This is a genomic window from Chelativorans salis, from assembly GCF_025336525.1.
Classification (GTDB): Bacteria; Pseudomonadota; Alphaproteobacteria; order Rhizobiales; family Rhizobiaceae; genus Chelativorans; species Chelativorans salis.
Map to the genome: position 1 here is coordinate 149,847 of NZ_JAOCZP010000007.1, position 19,167 is coordinate 169,013.

A 19,167-nucleotide genomic window follows, 5' to 3' on the forward strand; every position below is an offset into this window, starting at 1 on the left:
GCGCTCACCATCATGGCCGGCGCGACGATCTCGCCCGCCTTGCCGGCCATCGAGGCATATTTCTCCGGCAGCGCGCATGCGGCCATCCTCACGCGCCTCATCCTCACCATGCCGGCGCTCTTCATAGCCCTGTGCGCGCCGCTCGCGGGCGTCTTGGCCGACCGCTACGGAAGGCGGCCCGTGGCGATCGCCGCTGTGGTGTTCTACGGTTTTTCCGGCTTGTCCGGGATCGTTGCCGACAGCCTGCCCGCTCCTCGGTATCGCGGTTGCCGGCGTGATGACTGTGGCCACGACACTTGTCGGCGATTTCTTCTCCGGGGCGGCGCGCGACCGCTTCATGGGGCTTCAGGCGGCGTCCATCGGAGTCAGCGGCCTGTTCTTCCTCACCGGCGGCGGGCTTTTGGCCGAGTTCCACTGGCGGGCGCCGTTTCTGATCTACGCCATCGCCTTCGTGGTGCTGCCGGCGATCCTGATCTTCGTTCCCGAGCCCACGCGCTCCTCGAAGGCGGAAGCGGCATCTTCCGGGAAGGCACCCGCAGTGCCCGTTCTCACCCTGCCGCTGGCGGCTGTCCTGTCGGCAGCGGTGCTCAACAGCGTCGTCTTCTATCTGATGCCCACGCAGCTTCCCTTCCACCTGCTCAGTCTCGCCGCCGCCGCGCCTATATTCGCCGGTGTCGCGCTGGGCGCAACGACGCTCGCTTCGGCCGTCGTGTCCCTCCAGTATGGCCGGGTCCGCGGGCGGATCGGCGTCGCCGGCGTCTTCGCATTCGGTTTCGCCCTCTTGGCGGCCGGCTTCGGTCTCGTCGCCGCTGCGGAAAGTTATGCCGCCATCCTGCCGGCTGCGGTGATCGTGGGGTTCGGCCTTGGCATGGTCATGCCCAATCTCGGGTCGGCGGCGATGGGGCTGGCACCCGAGAGCCATCGCGGCCGGGTCGCCGGCATGCTGACGGCATGCATCTTCCTCGGCCAGTTCGTCTCGCCGCTGATCAGCCAGCCGCTTGCCGCACAAGTCGGTTATGCCGCCGCCTTCGCAACGGGTTCGCTCGCCATCCTCGTCGCGGCGCTGGTGGCGCTCGCGGTTGCCATCGGGGCAAGTCGCCGGCGCCGGATCGCCTGAGTTCAGGCGCGGAAGCCGGGGATCGCCAAGGGATTGTGCTCTAGGGCCGTACGGTCGGGTGTGTCGACCGCCGCCTGCCCGGCGAAGGCGGAGAAGATGCGGCGGACATAGTCCTCATCCAGCGCCTGTCCGATGACGACGATACGCGTGCCGCGCTCGCCGTCAGGCCAGCGGGAGAGCCTTTCCGGCGCGTGCAGAAGCCTTTGCGCGCCCTGTACGAGGAGCGGGCGCGAAGGCTCCTCCACCGTTTCCACCAATCCCTTGATGCGCAGGATGTGTTCGCCCTGCTGGGTGGTGAGCAGATCGAGGAAATTCTCGACTGCCGCCAGCGGCATCGGGCGGTCGTGAGTGAGCGACACGGACTGGAAGCGCTCTTCGTGGTGTCCATGATCGTGCGCGTGGTCATGGTCGTGATGTGCGGCCGGCGGCGGTGCTGCGCGAGTGCCCGTACCAGTCTCGAACATGGCCGCCGATCCGGCCTCGGGCGCGCGAGCATCGAGGATCTCCGCTTTCGGGTTGAGTGTGGCCATGCGGCGGATGAGCACCTGTCGGTCCTCTTCGGGCCCAAGATCGCCTTTGGTAAGGATTAGGCGGTCGGCGACGGCGACTTGGCTCAGCGCTTCGTCATGGGCGTCGAGGGTGGCCGCGCCATTCACCGCGTCCACCACCGTCACCACGCTTTCGATGCGATAGATCCGTGACAGTTCGGGGTGAGCCATAACCGCCTGCAGCACAGGTACGGGATCGGCAAGACCGGTCGTCTCCACCACCACACGGCGAAGTTTTTGCGCGCGCCCGGCAAGCGCTGCCAGCGTGTCGACAAGCGCGCCGCGCACTGTGCAGCACAGGCAGCCGTCGCCAAGCTCGATGACGCCGTCGGAGGCCTGCTCGACAAGCAGGTGATCGATTGAAACCACGCCGAACTCGTTGATGATCACGGCGGTATCGGCGAGTGTGGGGTCCTTCAACAGCCTGTTGATGAGCGTCGTCTTGCCGGCGCCGAGGAAGCCGGTGACGATGTCGAGGGCTATCGGTGTGCTTTCCATGCTCAGTCGCCCTGGCCCGCAACAGCCGACTGCGGCGGATAGGCGGGACGCGGGGTCGGTATCGGCACATTGGCGTAGCGCGGCGCCTTCGATTCCGGCCCGTCGGCGCCGCCGAGGCTGATGGCGACAAGCCGAGGCTCACGGGTCATTTCCCGTACATAGGGCGAATTGACGATGAGACGGCCTTCGTCGTCCCGCATTTTCACGCGCTTTGCCACCGCCTCCTGCGAGCAGATTTCGGGCCGCATGTCGGTGGCCGTACTGCTGTCGGATGTGGAGGGACGCAGGCTCGCCAGCGCCGGCGCGGCAAAACCCTGTGCCTTGAAGCCTTGCGCCAAGAGCTCCGCCGCCTTCTTCGCCCGATCCACCTGCGACTGCGCACCCAGCACGATGGCGGCGAGCGTGCGCCGGTCCCGCGTGGCCGTGGCGACAAGGTTGAAGCCGGAGGCGCAGACGTAGCCCGTCTTCATGCCGTCGGCGCCTTCGAAGCGGCCGATCAGGAAGTTGTAGTTGCGCATGACCTTCTCGCCGTCGCGTAGGCCCTCAATGGAGAAGTAGGCCGCATACTGTGGGAACTCGGTGCGGATTGCCCGCACCAGCAGGGCCAGGTCGCGCGCTGTCGTATATTGCTGCGTGGAATGCAGCCCATGGGCGTTGACGAAATGCGTGCCGCTCATGCCCAGGCGCTGCGCCTCCGCGTTCATGCGGGCGGCGAAGGTCTGCTCCGACCCGCCGACATTTTCGGCGATTGCCGTTGCCACATCGTTGGCCGACTTGACTATGATGATCTTGAGCGCGTTGTCGAGGGTGAGAACGGAGCCCGGCGGGTAGCCCATCTTGCTGGGCGGCTCCTTTGCCGCGCTCTGCGACATGCGTACGGGCGAATCGAACTGTATTTCACCGGCTTCGACCGCGCGGAAAGCCACATAGGCCGTCATCAGCTTGGTAAGCGAGGCCGGGTACCAACGCTTGAAAGCGTCTTCCGCGGCCAGTACGCGCCCGCTGTCCACATCCATGAGAACATGGGGCCCGGCGAGGGCCACCGCGCCTGGCAGGGACAGGAGGATTGCCGCTGCCACTGTGAGCGCTCTGCCGCTGCGCCAAGACCGTATTGCGTATCCCGATTTCATGTATTGCCTGTGTACTGCCGATATCCGTAAGATGGCCGGGCCAAGCCTGCCTTGCCCGCCCCTTTCAAGCTCGCGGCCGCTGCCATATTTAACGCACATGTCGCCACGATGGCAAAGGGCTGGTCGCGGCGTTGTCCCGCAAGCGAAGGAATGTACTTTAATGCCCATCGTGAATCGTTCAGCCGAACTTCATGACGAGATCACGGCGTGGCGCCGCGAATTGCACAGAAAGCCGGAAATTCTGTTCGACGTTCACGAAACGGCGTCCTTCGTGCGCACGAAGCTGGAGGATTTCGGCTGCGACGAGGTGGTCACGGGCCTGGGACGGACCGGGGTAGTGGGGATCATCCGCGGCAATCGCGGCGCCGGACCCGCAATCGGGCTACGCGCCGACATGGACGCGCTGCCCATCGAGGAGGAGAGCGGCGCCCCTTATCGCTCGATGGTGCCGGGCCGGATGCATGCCTGCGGCCACGACGGGCATACCTCCATGCTCCTGGGCGCGGCCAAATATCTCGCCGAGACGCGCAATTTTGCGGGCACCGTGGCTGTCATCTTTCAGCCGGCCGAGGAGGGCGGCGGCGGCGGCCGCGAGATGGTGAAGGACGGTATGATGGAGCGCTTCGGGATCGAGCGCGTGTTCGGCATGCACAACTTGCCTGGCCTGCCGGTGGGGCACTTCGCCATCCGCCCCGGCCCCATCATGGCGGCGACGGCGGAATTCGTCATCGAGGTGCAGGGCAAGGGCGGGCACGCGGCGATGCCGCACAAGACGGTGGATTCCATCGTCGTCGCCGGGCAGATGATCGGCGCGCTGCAGACGATTGCCGCGCGATCCGCCGATCCGCTGGAATCGGTCGTCGTTTCGGTCACCAAGATCCACGGCGGCGATTCCCACAACATCATCCCCGACAGGGTGCGGATGGAGGGCACGGTGCGCACCTTGAAGAAGGAGATGAATACGCTCGCCGAGGAGCGCCTGCGCGCCCTCTGCACCGGCATAGCCGAGGCGCACGGCGCCAGCGTCACGGTCGCCTATCAGTCGAACTACCCGGTCACCTTCAACCACGCCGAGGAGACGGAATTCGCCGCTGGTGTCGCGCGCGAGGTAGCGGGCGACACCAACGTGGACACCGCCATCGCGCCTCTGATGGGCGGCGAGGACTTTTCCTACATGCTGGAAGCGCGCCCCGGCGCCTTCATCTTCCTTGGCAACGGCGACAGCGCCTATCTGCACAACCCGCGCTACGACTTCAACGACGAGGCCATCCCGCACGGCGTAAGCTATTGGGTGCGGCTGGCCGAAGCGGCACTGCCGAGCTGAGCCCATTTCAGCTTGGCGAAGCCGCCGCAACGCGTTATGAGTGTGCCGTTTCCGGTCCCGTAGCTCAGCAGGATAGAGCATCAGATTCCTAATCTGAGGGTCGCAGGTTCGAATCCTGCCGGGATCGCCATAGAACTTGAAAGGAAAGAGAAAATCAGAACGGCGGAAGCGCCGGAACAGCCTCACCTGTCAACAGAATCCTGTTTCTACCGAGTTTCTACCGACTTTGCCTGCGAATCCTTTTTTCCAATGCCCGCACGGCATCCCAAATCGCCTCAATTTGAGTTTGTAACCCATCGGTGTCATCGCTCCGGGTGATTTGGTATTCTCCACGGGCAACACATGGGTTGGAGGGCAAAATGCCATACGAACAGGGAATGAACGTTCAATACGATAAGATCGCTCAAACGGTGACTGTTCACTTTAGAGGCGAGAAAGTGACCCTGCCATCAAAGTACCCGACCATGGAGGCGGGTATGAAAGCGGGTGAGGATTATTGCCGCAAACATGGGTGGCAGGGCTGAGAAGTATCATTCATGGCGTTGAAGCAACCGACGCCCGTTTCTCTTTTCAAAGCGGTCAAGCTTTGCTTTCTGGCGCTATTCTCGCCCGGATTGTTCGACGCGATCGAGCAGGAGGACATGAAGGCACTGGAGACGCAGCCGGATGCCTTGGAGCCATACCGGATAAATGCTGTCCGGAAAGCTTTGGGGGGTGCCTTCCTTTGGGGGGCGACAGCGGCGCTTGTCGGCCTGGTCACGGGCTGGTTAGCCGCTCGACTTGTTGGACCGTCTGACACAGTCGTAACTGTATTTGCTGTCACCGGTGCTGCAATTCTGCTTTGGGCCACGCTCGCCACCAAGGGGTGGGAAATCCAGACGTTCAGCAATGTCACCCTGACCGAGCGTGTCAACCGTTGGATTTTCCGAGGTCTTTATTCGATCGGAACAGCCCTGCTTGTCGTAGCGGCGAGTTGGGGTTTCTTTGTCGCCTAAAGACATCAAACCCCGTTTTCGCATAGCCTCCGCACGTCACTACAGCGCCGTTTGATTGCGCGTTCCGGGCTGCGACTGCTCCGCTGCGCTCCGGCCCTTATGGCTGGAGAACGGGCATCAAATTGCTTTTCCTTACGCTCAATGTCATTCGATGGTGAAGCTTGGAGGGGAGCACCACGTGAGGCCCGAGGAATACGACCGTCTTGAAGCTGCATGCCAAGCCACGGCAAAGCGCTATCCTGGTCTTCAGCGGAGGCAGAACGAGTCGTCGGCGGAGAGTGCCGAATCCATCAAAGAGGAACTTTCGGACTTCCTCGGTGCGGTATGGGAGGACCGTAAGAGAAGCCGCGATGCTGCCGAGGAAAGACTTCAGCCGCTCTTGTTGCTGTTCGATATCGCGCTTCTGCACGTCTGCGATATGTCGGTCTTTGGACTCAAGAACACCGACCATCCGAGAAGGGTAATTTGGCCCGATTTGCTTTTGCCGGACCGTCCATCGCCCAACGCTGTGTTCTATGTTCTGGCTTCGAATTTAGCGCAGTCGATGCAGGCTTTCCGGCTCCTTGTCGCTCACGGCTTTGAAAGCCAGGCACGCGCGGCCTTCCGGGGTGTTGTCGAAATCGTTGACCTGATGATTACGGTGGTGGCGAACGAGGCTACTTACCGCGAATTCATAAAGTCCTTCGAGGATGCCGGAGACGCTTATCGGCACTGGAAGCGCCACTTGTCTCCGGCTGTCGTCAGGGCCTCGCTGGCAAAGCTCGAAACAGCGGAACCTATAAATATCCCCGTGGACATGACGCCGGACGAAATCCGGAAGGACACGTATGCGTGGCTTTCCAGGTTCGTGCACATCGATTTCGCCGCCCACATCGTGGCGGCGCATCCTCCCGGCTGGGACGGGAAATCTCAGCGAACAGCCATGCTAGGAAACGTCGGCGAAATGTCGAAGGCGACTCTCGCCCATGGTCTCATGTACCTTTGGATTAGCCTTTTGAGGCTCGAAAACTTGCTTTTGGAAAAGCATGGCTGGGGGCGCTTCCGTGGACATCGCTCCCGTCATTGGTTTCGTTATCGCTCCCGTGCCTTGGACAGCCTTTTCCGGTCCTATCTGCCGACCTTTTGGGAAGAAAATCTACCAGCGGACTCCTGAGGGCATAATGTCCCCTCGGCGGAGTCAGTTGGTCCCATGTCGCGTCTATCGCCGCCGCTATGCGGACACTCCTATGGCTGCCGTTGTTAACCGGGATCGGGGTCGCGAATTGGCTCCGGTGAAGCCCTCCGCTTTATGCGCTACCTTTTTCTCTTGTCGTGGAGACGTGCTGAAAGGATTGTTGGTCCTGTGCAACTCCGGTCGAGGTGGGCCACATGAATCGCCAGGTCTTTCAGCAACGGCAACGCCTGCGCCTCCTGTATTCGCTGGGTGACTTTCAACTCGCTCTTAGCGCAGCGGCTTTCCTGTCGGAATGTGACCCTGATGAAAAATACTCAAAAGTCGAGCTTCGTCGTTTCCGTTGCTACGAAACTGCGATGATCATGGGCTACACCCGACCGTTCTCGGAAGCAAAGGGAGAAATACCGCGCCTTACATTAAAAATGGCCGGGGTGAAGTTCACCGATGAGCAACAGAGCCTGCACCGGAAATTTATAAGGTTGCGAAACAAGGTTATTGCCCATTCAGATGCCGAGATGATGCGCGTTGTCTCAAAGGCGCATTCCATGAAGTTTGACGATCGCTCTGATTTCATATTCTTCGAAACCGTCTTCGATGAAGGTTTGACTTTTATCGGTCACGATCTCATCTGGGCAAACGAGCTTCTTCATATTGTTTCCGGCGCTGTCTACACGAAGTTGATCAAAGAGGCGCAACGTCAGCCAGCAGATTTTGATCTGCGAAGGGACTACCTAGATCCCTAATTTCTCGTGACCCTATACCCACAGCGACCCAAAAACTCTGCTCTATGACCCCTTTACGGAGCTTCTAGAATCGGAGAATCGGCCTAAAGGTGCCATTTTCAGGAAATTAGCGGTGCCGGCCGTGAAGCTGCGCGGTGCCTTAGAAACGTCTGAGTGGAATTTAAGTCCTTCTGCAACTTGCCGCCAAGCGCGCCGACGCGCCGGCTTGCCCTGGATCTGCACAAAGCCTGCATAAATCTCCTCGGAACCTGCACGTAAACGACGCAGAGCCTGCAATTCCAGCAGCTATAGCCTTCCCATGCGCAACAGTTGGCCCGGCAATCTTCCGTATCGTCTCCTGAACGACGGCTGGTGGCTGGTCGGCGATGCCGATGCGCCTTTTTCAATAATGGATAGTCGACCAGATGCACACGACGTCTTTTGCGAAAAGCCTTTCCACGCGGCTCCAGACATCCGGCGACGGCGCGACCAGTGTCGCCCTCGCCCTTGCCCTTATTGTGATATCGGACGCTTTGTTCTACGGGCATCCGGTCGGCATTTCGCTCTCCGCCTTTCTGGTGCTGCTGGCCGTTGCGGCGGTGCCTGCCAACCGCCTGCGGGCGATCAGGCGCGAGTGGGTGCTTGCCGGAGCGAACCTCGTTTTCTCGCTCCTTCCGGCCGTGGAGACCATCGGCCCGCTGTCGATGTTTTTCGGCTTTGCCGGCGCGGCCGCCTTTGCGCTCGTGGTGACGGGGAATGCCCGTGCGGCGTGGCCGGTGCTCCTGCGCAGGATAGCGGTCCTTCTGACGGCTGATCTGTGCAGGATCGGGCGGCGTTATACTCGGTGGCGCAGATCGCATCGTGCGGGTGCCCTGGCAGGCGTTGTTGCCGCCGCGGCCACCTGGCTTGTTCCGCTGGCGCTCGGCATGGTGTTCGTGGTGCTTTTCTCCCTGGCTAACCCCGTATTCTGGTCCTGGGTAAGCCTGCTCGATCTCTGGAGCCTGCTTGCCGCGCTGGAGCCCTTGCGCCTCCTTTTCTGGTTGTTGGTAGGCGCTTTCGTGACGACCTTCATTCGTGTGCCGGCCTTTGCGCGACCGGGCGGGAGAGGTGGAGATATCGAGATCTTGCCGCAAGGCTGGCGTATGGGAACCGGCCTCATCATCCGCTCGCTGATTGTCTTCAACGCCATCTTCGCTCTGCAGACGGTGCTGGACGCGATCTACCTTTGGGGCGGTGCCGAACTGCCCGAAGGCGTGAGCCCGGCGGCAAATGCCCAAAAGGCCGCCTATCTTCTGGTTGTTTCGGCCCTGCTTGCCGCCGCCTTCGTTCTGGCTGCCGTCCGCGACACGGACGATACGCACTCGCAGCGCCTCGTGCGCTGGCTCGTCTACCTGTGGATCGCCCAGAACGTCGTGCTGGTCCTGTCGGCGATCCTACGGCTCGATCTCTATATCGAGGTCTATTCCCTGACGCGTCTCAGACTTGCGGCCTTTGTCTGGATGGGGCTCGTCGTCGCGGGGCTGGTCCTCATCGTGTTGCGCATCGTTACGTCCAAATCGAACGGCTGGCTGATCAAGGCGAACCTTGTTGTGCTCGGCATCATGCTCTACGGCTGCAGCGTCATCGATCTAAACGCCGTCATCGCGAGCTACAATGTCGGGCACAGCCGTGAGATATCGGGGCAGGGAGTGGCACTCGACCGGCGCTACCTCTGCGAGCTCGGACCGTCGGCGCTTCCCGCCATCGACACGTTCATGGATATGCGGGCAGCGGCGCGACGGGGCAACCTCTCCGAGCCTATCCTGAGTGACTGCGCAGTCGACCTTCGTAACGCGCTGATGCACAGATCCCGCGATTGGAGAGCATGGACACTTCGCGAACACAGATTGCGGCTTTATTTAGCGAAGCATTCCGAAGCACGCGGGGGAAGAGGTGATGCAATTGAAGATACTGATCGCCGATGACGACCCGCATATACGCGAGGTGCTCGATTTCGCGCTGCGCAAGAACGGGCACGAGACAATCATGGCGAAAGATGGAGAGGAGGCACTGCGGCTTTTCGGCGAGAAGGCGCCTGACATCGTCGTACTCGACGTCGGCATGCCGGAGCGCGACGGGCTGGAGGTTTGCAGGTCCATCCGGCGCGATTCGGACGTGCCGGTATTGTTCCTGTCGGCGCGGGACGAGGAGATCGATCGCATCCTCGGCCTGGAGATCGGCGGCGACGACTATCTGACCAAGCCGTTCAGCCCGCGCGAATTAGTGACCCGGATCGGCGTGATCATGCGCCGGGCGGCGCGGGCCTCGAAGGAGATGGACGCCGCGGCGGCCGCCGAACTGTCGCAGGGCGACCTTCGGCTCGACCGGCACCAGCATGCCGTCACGCTCGCGGGAACCCCGGTTTTTCTGACGTCGACCGAGTTCGCGATCGTCGCGGCGCTGCTGGAGCGTCCGGGGCAGATATTCGACCGCAGCCGGCTGATGGCACGCGTCTATCGCGGCAACATCCATGTGTCCGACCGTACCATCGACAGCCATATCCGCAACGTAAGGGCGAAATTCGCGGCGGCGGGCTGCACCGGTGTCATCGACACGCTGCACCGGATCGGCTTCCGGCTTGGCCGCTGCGTAAGGCAATCCGACCCGTCGGCGCAGGCCGACGCCGAGGCATCATGGAAAGCCTGAAAGACGCCCTGCCCGACATTCAGGAGAAGTGGCGGCCCTCGCTCGCTATGGTAATCGGTGCGGTGCTGACGATTGTGCTCACCTTGCCGCTGGCGGGCATGGCCGCCGTCGTTGCCCTATCCCGCTCGCCCGAAACCCTGCTCGACAGCCTCTCCAACAATACCGGTCGTATCCTGGCCGCTGGTTTCGTCGTCGTCGCCGTGACCGCGGTGGTGGGTTTCCTGTTCTGGCGGCTTGTCACTCGTCCGGTGCAGGATCTCGTGCGTTGGACAGAGGCCGTCACGCTGGGTTCCACGGCGCCGGCAGTTCGTGAGGCGCACTACGGCACGCAGGAGCTTGCCCGGCTGGCCGCCGGCTTCTCCAAAATGGTTGCCCGGCTGCGCGAGCGTTCCGACTATATCTCGACCTTCACCGCTCATGTCTCGCACGAGCTGAAATCGCCGCTCACATCGATCGCGGGCGCAGCCGAGCTGATGCGCGATGCTGGCGACGAGATGGGTCCCGAGGCCCGGGCTCGGTTCTTGGAGAACATCGAAACGGATGCGGTCAGGCTGTCGGCTCTTGTGGCCAGGATGCGCGATCTCGCACGGGCGGAGAACGTACGTTTGGGCGAGTCCTCACATCTGCCGGACATCCTCGCCCGGCTTCAGGAGCGCTTCCCGTCGCTCAGCATCTTTGCGGCCGGCGCGGCGCCGCTTCTGCCCATGCCGTTCGAGGATGCCCTGGTCGTCTTTTCCCATCTTGCCGACAATGCCATAGCCCACGGTGCGGGCGAGCTGACCATCCGGGTCGCCACCAGGCATGGCCGCGCAGTCATCGAGATCGCAAATGATGGCGATCCGATCTCGGTCGGCAACCGGGGCAGAATCTTCGAGCCTTTCTACACGACGCGGCGGGAAAGCGGTGGGACGGGTATGGGCCTTGTCATCGTCCAGGCGATGCTGAAGGCGCATGGCTGCGACATCGCGCTCAGTGACGCAGAGACCGGCGCCGGTTTCCGTATAACTTTACCCGCCTAAACGCCGTGCGTCCGTTCGGGCGCACGATTGCCGTTGAAACCTAACCACAGCGCCGACCGGACAAGAACTATGCGCCCTGTCCCATCGCCATCGTGAGCCCGCCGTCGAGGGTGAAGGTCTGGCCATTGGCGTAGTCGGCATCATCGGAGGCGAGATAGAGCGCCAGATGGGCGATCTCCCACGGTTCGGCGGCGCGCTTCCAGGGGATGACTGAGACCTGCTCATCGTAGATCTTGCGATCTTCGACTGCCGGCTGGTTCATGGGGGTCATCACCATGCCCGGGGCGATGTTGTTGACGTTGATGCGGTCCGGCGCCAGCTCCAGACACAGCGTGCGGGTGAGATTGCGCAGCCCGCCCTTCGCGCAGTCGTAACCGGCCGAGCCGACACGCGGTATATCCTCGTGCACGGAGGTGACGTTGATGATCCTGCCCTTGCCGCCGGCCGCGCGGCGCGCGCGAATGAACTGCTGGCAGCAGTAGAAGGGGCCGTAGAGATTGGTCTTGATCTCCTTGTCCCAATCCTCCAGCGGCATGTCGGCGACCTGCTTGCCGGTGGAGTCGATGCCGGCGTTGTTGACCAGGATGTAGGGCGTGCCGAGCTTTTCCTCGGTTTCCCGGAAAACGCGGTCCACCTGGGCCGGATCGCGCTGGTCGCATTGGACGACGATGGCACGGCGGCCGGCAGCTTCAACCAGCTTGCGCGTCTCGTCGGCGCCTTTCTCGTCATTAAAATATGTGATCGTCACGTCCGCGCCTGATTCCGCAAAGGCCTTCGCCGTGGCCTGGCCGATGCCGGAATCGGAACCGGTGATGATGGCGATCTTGTCTTTCAGCTTTTCCGTCATGGTCTGCTCCAGAACTGTTGGGTTCTCGATGGGCGCTGCTCGATCACCGCGCCAGTGCATCCCGCACCGAAACGCCTATGCTGCCGACGGTTTCTCTCCCTCGACGGAGATCTCGTCGACCTTCTCCGGCTGGAAGCAGAAACAGCCCTTGATCCGCGGGTATTCCGGCAGCGGGTCCTCGTATGCCCAAACGGCCTCCTTCGACACTTGTTCGCCGACCTTCAGCGACCAATACGAGGCAGTTCCCTTGTAGGCGCAGATGGTGGTCTTCTTCATTCGCTCGAGAAAGTCGGTCCGCACGTCCTCAGGCGGTATGTAGTACCGCGTGGGCAACCCGGTCTCGAACAGGAAAAGGCTGCGCCCTGTCTTGGCGATCGTCTCGCCACCAAACATCACCTTCATGGTGCGCTCGCTCAGCCGGAGGTCGATGCGGTGGTAGGGATCGTGAGGATGGCCGATGACCTCCTCGTCCTCCTCCAGCCAATGGCCCATCTTGTCCCAATAGAAGGCGATGTAACCTTCTATGGGGCGGGATTCGGGGATCGGTTCCTCATAGCCCCACGCTGCGTTCTCGATGAAACTGTCACCAGCCTTGGCATGCCAGTACGAGGCGTCGCCTTTATGAGGGCAGTGAGTGCTATGGCCGCTCCGTTCAAGGAGGTCGAGACGGACGTCATCGCGCGGGAAATAGTAGACCGGCAAGTGGCCCTTCTCGAGCAGGAGGACGGCTTTGAGCGAGTCCGCAATGGTCTCGCCGTCGATAATGGCGCGGATGCGTTTCGGACTGGGCTCGAATCTAATGGGCTGGTTGTGGCTCATGGCGCCGCATCGTCTCGGATACTGGCATCTAAAGGTCCGAGCGAGGGAACCGTTCCCTGATCACTCCATTTTGATCGTGAGAGGCGGCGGTCGGTTCGGCGATCGTGCCGCGAAGGTGTCATGCCGGAAACGAAGGAACAATCGAGAGGAGAGAAGGATGCCGCATAGGGAACGGACAGCCCGCGCGGAAGCCGATGTCCAGCGGAAAGTGCAGCGGGAAGTCGATGCCGCCGACGAGGCCCGCAAGGCGAAGGGAAACGGCGGTGCGGTGCAGACAGGGGCGCGTGAATATCCGGTCCCGCCCTTTCCGAAACAGCATCTGCCGAAGCCGGGAGACGAGCTAAGAGTCGACCCGCCGCCGATGTATGACGCGCCCTACTACCGCGGCTCGCAAAAACTGGAGGGGAAGGCCGCCCTCATAACCGGCGGCGACTCCGGCATCGGTCGCGCCGTCGCCGTGCTTTTTGCGCGCGAAGGCGCCGACGTGGCGATTTCCTATCTCACGGAACAGCGGGATGCGGAGGAAACCAAGGATGCGGTGATGCGTGAGGGCAGGCGATGTCTGCTGCTTCCCGGCGATGTCAGCCGGAAGGATGTCTGCGATGAGATCGTTGCCAAGGTGATCGCTGAATTCGGTTCGCTTGACGTGCTCGTCAACAACGCGGCTTTTCAGTACCATGCGCTCGAGTTTGAAGACATCAGCCCGCAGCATCTCGACACGACGCTCAAGACCAATCTGTACGGCTACTTCTATATGGCGCAGGCAGCGGCACCGCATATGAAACCTGGTTCCGCCATCGTCAACAGCGGCTCGGTCACCGGCATCGAGGGCAGCGGGGCACTTCTCGACTACTCGATGACGAAGGGCGGCATCCATGCCTTCACGCGCGCCCTTGCCTCAAACCTGATCTCGCGGGGAATCCGGGTCAATGCTGTGGCGCCGGGACCCGTCTGGACACCGCTCAACCCGTCAGACCGCCCGGCGGAACAGGTTTCTAAATTTGGCGCCAACACGCCGATGAAGCGACCGGCCCAGCCCGAGGAGATCGCGCCGGCTTACGTCTTTCTGGCCTCTCCCCACTGCTCAAGCTACATCACGGGAGAGATCCTGCCGATCATTGGAGGCTACTGACTGCTTCGGTCGGCCGCCGACCAATCCTTGGCTGCCGCAGTCAGTCCCAACGGCCCTCAAAGAGCGGCTTTACAGGATGCCGTGATTTCACCATGTGCAACCGCCGTATCGCATCGGCATCCTTATACTCTTCATGCTCGGCCTCGAGGTCGACGCCGTAGGCCTTCTCCGGGTCGGTGCGCGCGCCCACAAGGAGGAATTCGGCGCCCTCATAATCGAGCAGTTCCACGTCTTCCCGGTCGAAGCGTCGACCGCGAAACTCCTCTTGCAGCGTGTCGGGGTAGTCAGGCTGATCCTGCTCCCGCAGGCCCGCATAGACCGGACTTCCTTTCTCCGGATTCTTGACGGAAAGGACGTAGCTCGCCTGCGGCAGAATGCGAAGCTCCTTTTGCACATCCCCACGGCGCTCCGGCAACTCGAGCTCGTAGGACAGATGCATCTGGCCGTCCTCCAGCGTGATGGCATAAACGCCTTCACCAGCGGGACGTGCGGCCGGCACCGTGCGTTGGCCGCGGGTTTTTGTTTCATAGGTGCCGCCGCGCAAATCCTCCTCGATGTCTTTTGCCGAGTCGGCAATTTCATCGACGAAGCCCCAATGCCGCTCGTGCTCTTCCGCTTCTGGCAGCCGTTTTCGACCGACGATCATCAGCCGAACCTTCTCTCCGCCATGCGGGCGCAACACCATGCCGAAGCGTTGGATATCGCCGCGGCCTTTTGGATCTTCTTCCTCTACGCGCGGGCGATAAAAGAAGAAGATGTCTCCTTCCTCCACCAGTTCCGTGTCCCTGTCGTTTTGTGGATCCGCCATCGTCATGTCCCTTCGTTCGGACTGCGAAGTCTCATGGCTGGTGTATATCTCCAGTCTCGCTCGGGACCGGCCTCTGGACGTCCTCAGGCGCCTCTTCCTCAAGCGCATGGTAGTCCGGCGCGACGTTGCCCGCCGTTGGCCAGCCGCCATTGATCACGAAGAATCCGACAAGCAGGAGCGCGACCACAACGGCTGTCACGACGAGGACATAGAGATCCTTTCTGCGCATAGCCTTTCCCGTTTTCCTCCAAACGCCGCACCCGTATTCGTGTTCCGGCGCTCGCGGTCGCCGTGCATGCTGCTGCGTATTCCCGCCGCCCTAACCGAACAATTCTCGGCGTGAGCGGTTTTGCGGGCGAGATGCAAAGGAAGGAGAACTGGCCATGACGCACGCCAGCAAGGCGGTGCAGTGTACCGTTCTTTCAGCTGCGGTTTTCTGTGCCGGTATCGGAGCGGCACATGCTGAAACGGCACATGCGTCGCTGCAAGGAAACGACATATCGGGGATCGTGACCTTTACCGAAACGCCGTCCGGTATCATTCGCGTGCTGGTGGAAGCCGACAATGTTCCGCCGCGCGGTCATGGCCTGCATATTCACGAAATCGGCGAGTGCGATGCCGGTACGGACTTTGAATCCGCGGGAGGTCACATCGCAAAAGGTCTTACACACGGCACCGAGTCCGCTCGCGCCCCGCATCCGGGCGACCTGCCGAATGTCTACGCACAGGACGATGGCATCGTGCGCGCCGAGTTCTTTCTGCGCGGCTTGACCTTACAGGAAGGCGTCGAGCGCCTTTTAGATGATGACGGATCGGCCGTCGTCCTGCATGCCGCCCCTGACGATTACAGTACGGATTCCGAGGGCGGTTCGGGCGCACGTATTGCATGCGGTGTCCTCGAATTGGTGAGATAGGTATCCGCTCCCGGCAGTTCGGGAACAAACAGCCTCGCGATGGGTTCGAGTGGCAGGGAAATCTTGTCACCTGGGAGCGGAGTAAAAGGAGGCGGCCTCTGCGTTCATGAGGACGAGCCGCTACTTTTCACGAGCACCGGGACCAGAGCACTGGCAAGAAGGAGAACGTGTGATGAAAGTAAGCGAAGCGATGACGCGGAATGTGCGCACCGTGAGCCCTGACCAATCCATCCGCGAGGCGGCGAAGATCATGGCCGAGATCGATGCCGGCGTCGTGCCGGTTGGCCAGGACGATCGCTTGGTCGGCATGTTGACCGACCGGGATCTGGCGATACGGGCAGTAGCGCAGGGGCGCGATCCAGATACGCAGGTCCGCGAAGTGATGACACCCGATATCAAATACTGCTTCGAGGATGAGGATACGGACCACGTTGCGCACAATATGGGCGACCAGCAGATCAGGCGCATTCCGGTCGTGAATCGGGATAAGCGTCTGGTCGGTATCCTTTCACTCGGCGACCTTGCATTCAAGGAAGGGCCGGAACCAGCCGGCGAGGCGCTCCAGGGCGTAGCGCGTCCGGGCGGCATTCATCGCCAATCGGGCGATGCGCAAGCCTGAGGCATGGCCCGCACCAAGAGGGAAGCCCGTTCCGCGGTTGTACTAGGCGGGACAGGATTTCTCGGCCGCCGCATTGTTCGTCATCTGCTCGAGTGCGGTTTCAAAGTCCGTTCAGGGTCCCGCCATCCTGAACGGGCGCACAGCATCTTCGGAGAGGCGGCGGTCGAGGCTGTCCGTGCCGATGTAACGGATGAGCTCTCGCTTAATGCCGCCCTTGCGCGTTGCGCCAATGTCGTCAACGCCGTTAGTCTTTATGTCGAGCACGGCGAGCTGACCTTCGATGCGATACACGTCAGGGCCGCCGCTCGTGTTGCACGGGTGGCGCGCGACGTCGGCATAAGCCAACTTGTTCATATATCGGGGATTGGTTCCGATCCGCTTTCCAATTCCGACTATATCAGCGCTCGGGGCAGAGGCGAAAACGCTGTCAGGGAAGCTTTTCCCGGGGTGACGATCATCCGCCCTGCGGTCATGGTCGGGCCGGACGATGCGTTTCTGACAACCGTCGCTCGGCTAGCGCGGCTGTCGCCTGTCTACCCGTTGTTCGGCAGCGGAAAGACACGGCTGCAGCCGGTCCATGTGGAGGACGTGGCCGAGGCGGTTGCGCGCGTGCTCGATAGGCGGGACAGCGCCCCCTGTTATGAACTGGGCGGGCCGCGCGTCTATCTCTATCGCGAACTCGTCAAAACCATTGCACGGCAGTCTTCTGCGCATACCCTCCCGGTGCCTATGCCTTTCGTCGTGTGGAGCGTGATGGCGCGGCTGGCGGAACAGATGCCGAGCGTGCCTCTCACGCGAAACCAGGTCGAGCTTATGCGGCACGACAATGTCGCTGCCGCTGATTTTCCCGGATTTGAGCAGCTCGGGATCGAACCTGCGGCGGTCGAAGACGTTGTCCAAAAACTGCGCGACCGAGAAACGGAGAGATAAGCCGGGCACGCTGTGCGTCTGGTTCGTCTGTAGCTGCCGATACCCTCATCGTTCCTCATCTTCAATGTCTATGGGAACATCGGCAACCGGCTGTGGTTAGGAGCGGCAGAAGCTAAACCGAGCGGGAGCCGCTTATGCATATCGCAATGATCGGCGCAGGCTATGTGGGCCTCACGACGGCAACGTGTTTTGCCGAGATGGGTCACGACGTCGCCTGCCATGACACGGATAGTGAACGTATCAGCCAGCTTGAAGCGGGTGAACTGCCTATTTATGAACCCCGCCTGGAGGAGGCCATGCAGCGTATGGTAGCCTCCGGTAAATTGCGCTTTTCACGTTCAGGCGCCAATTGCGTAGGCGGTGCCGACATCGCGTTTCTGGCTGTCGGTACACCCGCCACGCCCGATGGACGTATAGACTTGTCGCAAGTGGAAGCTGCGGCACGGCTCGTCAGCCGATGGCTGAAGCCGGGTGCAGTGGTCGTGATCAAATCCACCGTCGTTGCCGGGACATGCCGTCGTGTTCGCGAGATCATGGCAGAGGAGCGCAAGTCGCTCGATTTCAGCGTGGCTGCCAATCCCGAATTCCTGCGCGAAGGATCGGCGATGGAGGATTTCCTGTGTCCTGACAGGATCGTCATCGGGTGCGATGACCGCAGGTCCGCCTTGTTACTGTCCGAAGTCTATCGACCACTGACGGAGCGCGGCACGCCGAAAGTTCTGACGAGCACCACAAATGCCGAACTGATCAAGTACGCGGCAAATGCCTTCCTGGCTCTCAAGATCGGCTTCATAAACGAGGTGGCCGACCTGTGCGCGGAAACAGGCGCGGATGTCGGTCCCGTCGCTGAAGGTATCGGCCTCGACCGGCGCATCGGCCCGAGCTTTCTACGACCTGGGCCGGGCTATGGCGGGTCGTGTTTTCCGAAAGACACGTGCGCTTTCGCAGCCACCGGCCGCGACCATGGCGCGCGGCAGTTTCTGATCGAGACGCTGATCGAAAGAAACGAGAAGCGCAAGGCAGCACTGGCAAGGCGGATCATTGCGCAAGGCGAGTTACGCAAAGGCTCTGTCGTTGCGGTGCTGGGCTTGGCCTTCAAAGCGAACACCGACGACATCCGAGAGGCTGCTGCGCTGAGGATCATCCCCATCCTGCAGAAGGCAGGGCTTAGGGTGAAGGCACACGACCCGAAGGCTGCGACAAATGCGCGGCAATGGCTGCGCGACGTCGAATGGACGGATACCGCCTATGAGGCGGCACACGGTGCCGACGCGGTTGTCATTCTGACCGAATGGGAAGAGTACAAGAATCTCGACCTTGGCCGGCTCGCCTGCACGATGTCCCGACGTGTCGTCTTCGACTACCGGAACGTGCTTAATCCACGAGCGGTCGCGGCACATGGGCTGACCTATCTCAGCCTTGGTCGCCCTCCCGTTTCTCCGACCAGGAAAACCACGAGAGGGCGTGTGTCGGCGCTGACCGGTTCAGACCAGCGCGTAGCGGCGCCGGCCCGTGACTAGTTCATCAGGTCTGGGCCCGGGGCGAGGTGTCCTTGGCCCAGATCGCCTTAGTCGCGCTCCACCAGTTTATTGAAACGGCTGATACGGTCGTCGTCCGTGCGCTCCTGATAGAGGAATGCCAGGTTGTTCTCATCGAATATACGGAAGAAATCGGCCCAGGTAATTGGTTCCAGTTCCTCTTCGGGTTCGCCGAAGTCGATCCTCAATATTCCGCCGGGCCTGGTCACCTTCACTCGAGCCGGCCGGCCGCCCCTTGCCTCGGCCCATTTCCTGATCTCCTCGTGGTCTGTTGTGGTTACTGCCGCGCTCATTCGTCTTCTCCTGCATGTGGTTTGGGCCGCCAAACACGCGAGAAGGCCTTCTGTT

The 19,167-nt window shown here is 61.6% G+C and carries 21 protein-coding genes, 1 tRNA gene and 1 pseudogene; 16 read left to right on the forward strand and 7 right to left on the reverse strand.

Features of this window, described 5'->3' with window-relative positions:
* Positions 1-12: 12 nt before the first annotated feature.
* Positions 13-171 (forward strand): annotated as a pseudogene (locus N5A92_RS27525) (MFS transporter); the annotation flags it as partial.
* A 106-nt stretch (positions 172-277) separates the two neighbouring features.
* Positions 278-1,117 carry an MFS transporter gene (locus tag N5A92_RS20450; RefSeq protein ID WP_260905871.1) on the forward strand — a complete coding sequence of 280 codons (840 nt, stop codon included), beginning with the start codon at positions 278-280 and terminating at the stop codon, positions 1,115-1,117.
* 2 nt (positions 1,118-1,119) lie between these two features.
* Here the strand turns inward: N5A92_RS20450 and N5A92_RS20455 are convergent, their stop codons facing one another.
* Both N5A92_RS20455 and N5A92_RS20460 read right to left on the reverse strand, forming a co-directional pair.
* The gene (locus tag N5A92_RS20455; protein WP_260905872.1) at positions 1,120-2,163 is read right to left on the reverse strand and encodes a CobW family GTP-binding protein; all 1,044 of its coding nucleotides are present in this window, start codon (positions 2,161-2,163) and stop codon (positions 1,120-1,122) included.
* 2 nt (positions 2,164-2,165) lie between these two features.
* Positions 2,166-3,293 (reverse strand): D-alanyl-D-alanine carboxypeptidase family protein, encoded by a 1,128-nt coding sequence (locus N5A92_RS20460; RefSeq protein ID WP_425248620.1) that lies wholly within the window; start codon positions 3,291-3,293, stop codon positions 2,166-2,168.
* Between the two features lie 160 nt (positions 3,294-3,453).
* On the opposite strand from N5A92_RS20460, the gene N5A92_RS20465 reads away from it, so the two are divergent.
* The 9 genes from N5A92_RS20465 to N5A92_RS20505 all read left to right on the forward strand — a co-directional run bounded on the left by N5A92_RS20465 (position 3,454) and on the right by N5A92_RS20505 (position 11,212).
* Positions 3,454-4,617, forward strand: a complete 1,164-nt coding sequence (locus N5A92_RS20465) for a M20 aminoacylase family protein (RefSeq protein WP_260905876.1) — start codon at positions 3,454-3,456, stop codon at positions 4,615-4,617.
* A gap of 53 nt (positions 4,618-4,670) precedes the next feature.
* A tRNA-Arg gene (locus N5A92_RS20470) sits at positions 4,671-4,747 on the forward strand.
* Between the two features lie 229 nt (positions 4,748-4,976).
* Positions 4,977-5,141, forward strand: a complete 165-nt coding sequence (locus tag N5A92_RS20475; RefSeq protein ID WP_260905877.1) for a hypothetical protein — start codon at positions 4,977-4,979, stop codon at positions 5,139-5,141.
* Between the two features lie 12 nt (positions 5,142-5,153).
* A complete protein-coding gene (locus N5A92_RS20480) occupies positions 5,154-5,612 on the forward strand; it encodes a hypothetical protein (protein ID WP_260905879.1) in 459 nt (152 codons plus the stop codon).
* Between the two features lie 178 nt (positions 5,613-5,790).
* Positions 5,791-6,765 (forward strand): hypothetical protein, encoded by a 975-nt coding sequence (locus N5A92_RS20485; RefSeq protein WP_260905880.1) that lies wholly within the window; start codon positions 5,791-5,793, stop codon positions 6,763-6,765.
* A gap of 215 nt (positions 6,766-6,980) precedes the next feature.
* Positions 6,981-7,529 carry a hypothetical protein gene (locus tag N5A92_RS20490; RefSeq protein ID WP_260905882.1) on the forward strand — a complete coding sequence of 183 codons (549 nt, stop codon included), beginning with the start codon at positions 6,981-6,983 and terminating at the stop codon, positions 7,527-7,529.
* A 404-nt stretch (positions 7,530-7,933) separates the two neighbouring features.
* Positions 7,934-9,472 (forward strand): DUF4153 domain-containing protein, encoded by a 1,539-nt coding sequence (locus tag N5A92_RS20495; protein WP_260905884.1) that lies wholly within the window; start codon positions 7,934-7,936, stop codon positions 9,470-9,472.
* Positions 9,444-10,193, forward strand: a complete 750-nt coding sequence (locus N5A92_RS20500; protein ID WP_260905886.1) for a response regulator transcription factor — start codon at positions 9,444-9,446, stop codon at positions 10,191-10,193. Before N5A92_RS20495 ends, N5A92_RS20500 begins: the two co-directional genes overlap by 29 nt.
* The gene (locus N5A92_RS20505; protein ID WP_260905888.1) at positions 10,181-11,212 is read left to right on the forward strand and encodes a sensor histidine kinase; all 1,032 of its coding nucleotides are present in this window, start codon (positions 10,181-10,183) and stop codon (positions 11,210-11,212) included. The genes N5A92_RS20500 and N5A92_RS20505 overlap by 13 nt, the downstream gene beginning before the upstream one ends.
* A 67-nt stretch (positions 11,213-11,279) precedes the next feature.
* On the opposite strand, the gene N5A92_RS20510 is transcribed toward N5A92_RS20505, so the two are convergent.
* Positions 11,280-12,059, reverse strand: a complete 780-nt coding sequence (locus N5A92_RS20510; RefSeq protein ID WP_260905889.1) for an SDR family NAD(P)-dependent oxidoreductase — start codon at positions 12,057-12,059, stop codon at positions 11,280-11,282.
* 75 nt (positions 12,060-12,134) lie between these two features.
* The gene (locus tag N5A92_RS20515; protein ID WP_260905890.1) at positions 12,135-12,878 is read right to left on the reverse strand and encodes a DUF427 domain-containing protein; all 744 of its coding nucleotides are present in this window, start codon (positions 12,876-12,878) and stop codon (positions 12,135-12,137) included.
* 157 nt (positions 12,879-13,035) lie between these two features.
* On the opposite strand from N5A92_RS20515, the gene N5A92_RS20520 reads away from it, so the two are divergent.
* Positions 13,036-14,010, forward strand: a complete 975-nt coding sequence (locus tag N5A92_RS20520) for an SDR family oxidoreductase (protein ID WP_260905891.1) — start codon at positions 13,036-13,038, stop codon at positions 14,008-14,010.
* A gap of 40 nt (positions 14,011-14,050) precedes the next feature.
* On the opposite strand, the gene N5A92_RS20525 is transcribed toward N5A92_RS20520, so the two are convergent.
* A complete protein-coding gene (locus N5A92_RS20525) occupies positions 14,051-14,818 on the reverse strand; it encodes a hypothetical protein (protein ID WP_260905892.1) in 768 nt (255 codons plus the stop codon).
* Between the two features lie 31 nt (positions 14,819-14,849).
* Complete coding sequence (locus tag N5A92_RS20530; protein WP_260905893.1) at positions 14,850-15,047, reverse strand: hypothetical protein; 198 nt, start codon at positions 15,045-15,047, stop codon at positions 14,850-14,852.
* Positions 15,048-15,201: 154 nt separating this feature from the next.
* Between N5A92_RS20530 and N5A92_RS20535 the strand changes: the two genes are divergently transcribed.
* The 4 genes from N5A92_RS20535 (at position 15,202) to N5A92_RS20550 (ending at position 18,801) form a co-directional block, all read left to right on the forward strand.
* Complete coding sequence (locus N5A92_RS20535; RefSeq protein WP_260905894.1) at positions 15,202-15,732, forward strand: superoxide dismutase family protein; 531 nt, start codon at positions 15,202-15,204, stop codon at positions 15,730-15,732.
* A 172-nt stretch (positions 15,733-15,904) separates the two neighbouring features.
* Entirely contained in the window at positions 15,905-16,351 is a 447-nt protein-coding gene (locus N5A92_RS20540) for a CBS domain-containing protein (RefSeq protein ID WP_260905895.1), read from the forward strand.
* A 3-nt stretch (positions 16,352-16,354) separates the two neighbouring features.
* On the forward strand, positions 16,355-17,281 hold the full coding sequence (locus N5A92_RS20545; protein ID WP_260905896.1) for a complex I NDUFA9 subunit family protein: 927 nt from the start codon (positions 16,355-16,357) through the stop codon (positions 17,279-17,281).
* Between the two features lie 134 nt (positions 17,282-17,415).
* Positions 17,416-18,801: a UDP-glucose dehydrogenase family protein gene (locus N5A92_RS20550; RefSeq protein WP_260905897.1), complete on the forward strand. Its 1,386-nt coding sequence runs from the start codon at positions 17,416-17,418 to the stop codon at positions 18,799-18,801.
* A gap of 47 nt (positions 18,802-18,848) precedes the next feature.
* Here N5A92_RS20550 and N5A92_RS20555 read toward each other — a convergent pair whose 3' ends face one another.
* On the reverse strand, positions 18,849-19,112 hold the full coding sequence (locus tag N5A92_RS20555; RefSeq protein WP_260905899.1) for a hypothetical protein: 264 nt from the start codon (positions 19,110-19,112) through the stop codon (positions 18,849-18,851).
* Positions 19,113-19,167 lie beyond the last annotated feature (55 nt).

What these genes read in the sequence shown, in the direction of transcription:
- N5A92_RS20520 (WP_260905891.1), top strand. Translation starts at nt 13,036, where the DNA reads ATGCCGCATAGGGAACGGACAGCCCGCGCGGAAGCCGATGTCCAGCGG.
- N5A92_RS20515 (WP_260905890.1), bottom strand. Translation starts at nt 12,878, where the DNA reads ATGAGCCACAACCAGCCCATTAGATTCGAGCCCAGTCCGAAACGCATC.
- N5A92_RS20545 (WP_260905896.1), top strand. Translation starts at nt 16,355, where the DNA reads ATGGCCCGCACCAAGAGGGAAGCCCGTTCCGCGGTTGTACTAGGCGGG.
- N5A92_RS20510 (WP_260905889.1), bottom strand. Translation starts at nt 12,059, where the DNA reads ATGACGGAAAAGCTGAAAGACAAGATCGCCATCATCACCGGTTCCGAT.
- N5A92_RS20460 (WP_425248620.1), bottom strand. Translation starts at nt 3,293, where the DNA reads ATGAAATCGGGATACGCAATACGGTCTTGGCGCAGCGGCAGAGCGCTC.
- N5A92_RS20550 (WP_260905897.1), top strand. Translation starts at nt 17,416, where the DNA reads ATGCATATCGCAATGATCGGCGCAGGCTATGTGGGCCTCACGACGGCA.
- N5A92_RS20465 (WP_260905876.1), top strand. Translation starts at nt 3,454, where the DNA reads ATGCCCATCGTGAATCGTTCAGCCGAACTTCATGACGAGATCACGGCG.
- N5A92_RS20455 (WP_260905872.1), bottom strand. Translation starts at nt 2,163, where the DNA reads ATGGAAAGCACACCGATAGCCCTCGACATCGTCACCGGCTTCCTCGGC.
- N5A92_RS20450 (WP_260905871.1), top strand. Translation starts at nt 278, where the DNA reads ATGACTGTGGCCACGACACTTGTCGGCGATTTCTTCTCCGGGGCGGCG.
- N5A92_RS20555 (WP_260905899.1), bottom strand. Translation starts at nt 19,112, where the DNA reads ATGAGCGCGGCAGTAACCACAACAGACCACGAGGAGATCAGGAAATGG.
- N5A92_RS20475 (WP_260905877.1), top strand. Translation starts at nt 4,977, where the DNA reads ATGCCATACGAACAGGGAATGAACGTTCAATACGATAAGATCGCTCAA.
- N5A92_RS20525 (WP_260905892.1), bottom strand. Translation starts at nt 14,818, where the DNA reads ATGGCGGATCCACAAAACGACAGGGACACGGAACTGGTGGAGGAAGGA.
- N5A92_RS20540 (WP_260905895.1), top strand. Translation starts at nt 15,905, where the DNA reads ATGAAAGTAAGCGAAGCGATGACGCGGAATGTGCGCACCGTGAGCCCT.
- N5A92_RS20495 (WP_260905884.1), top strand. Translation starts at nt 7,934, where the DNA reads ATGCACACGACGTCTTTTGCGAAAAGCCTTTCCACGCGGCTCCAGACA.
- N5A92_RS20535 (WP_260905894.1), top strand. Translation starts at nt 15,202, where the DNA reads ATGACGCACGCCAGCAAGGCGGTGCAGTGTACCGTTCTTTCAGCTGCG.
- N5A92_RS20490 (WP_260905882.1), top strand. Translation starts at nt 6,981, where the DNA reads ATGAATCGCCAGGTCTTTCAGCAACGGCAACGCCTGCGCCTCCTGTAT.
- N5A92_RS20530 (WP_260905893.1), bottom strand. Translation starts at nt 15,047, where the DNA reads ATGCGCAGAAAGGATCTCTATGTCCTCGTCGTGACAGCCGTTGTGGTC.
- N5A92_RS20505 (WP_260905888.1), top strand. Translation starts at nt 10,181, where the DNA reads ATGGAAAGCCTGAAAGACGCCCTGCCCGACATTCAGGAGAAGTGGCGG.
- N5A92_RS20500 (WP_260905886.1), top strand. Translation starts at nt 9,444, where the DNA reads ATGCAATTGAAGATACTGATCGCCGATGACGACCCGCATATACGCGAG.
- N5A92_RS20480 (WP_260905879.1), top strand. Translation starts at nt 5,154, where the DNA reads ATGGCGTTGAAGCAACCGACGCCCGTTTCTCTTTTCAAAGCGGTCAAG.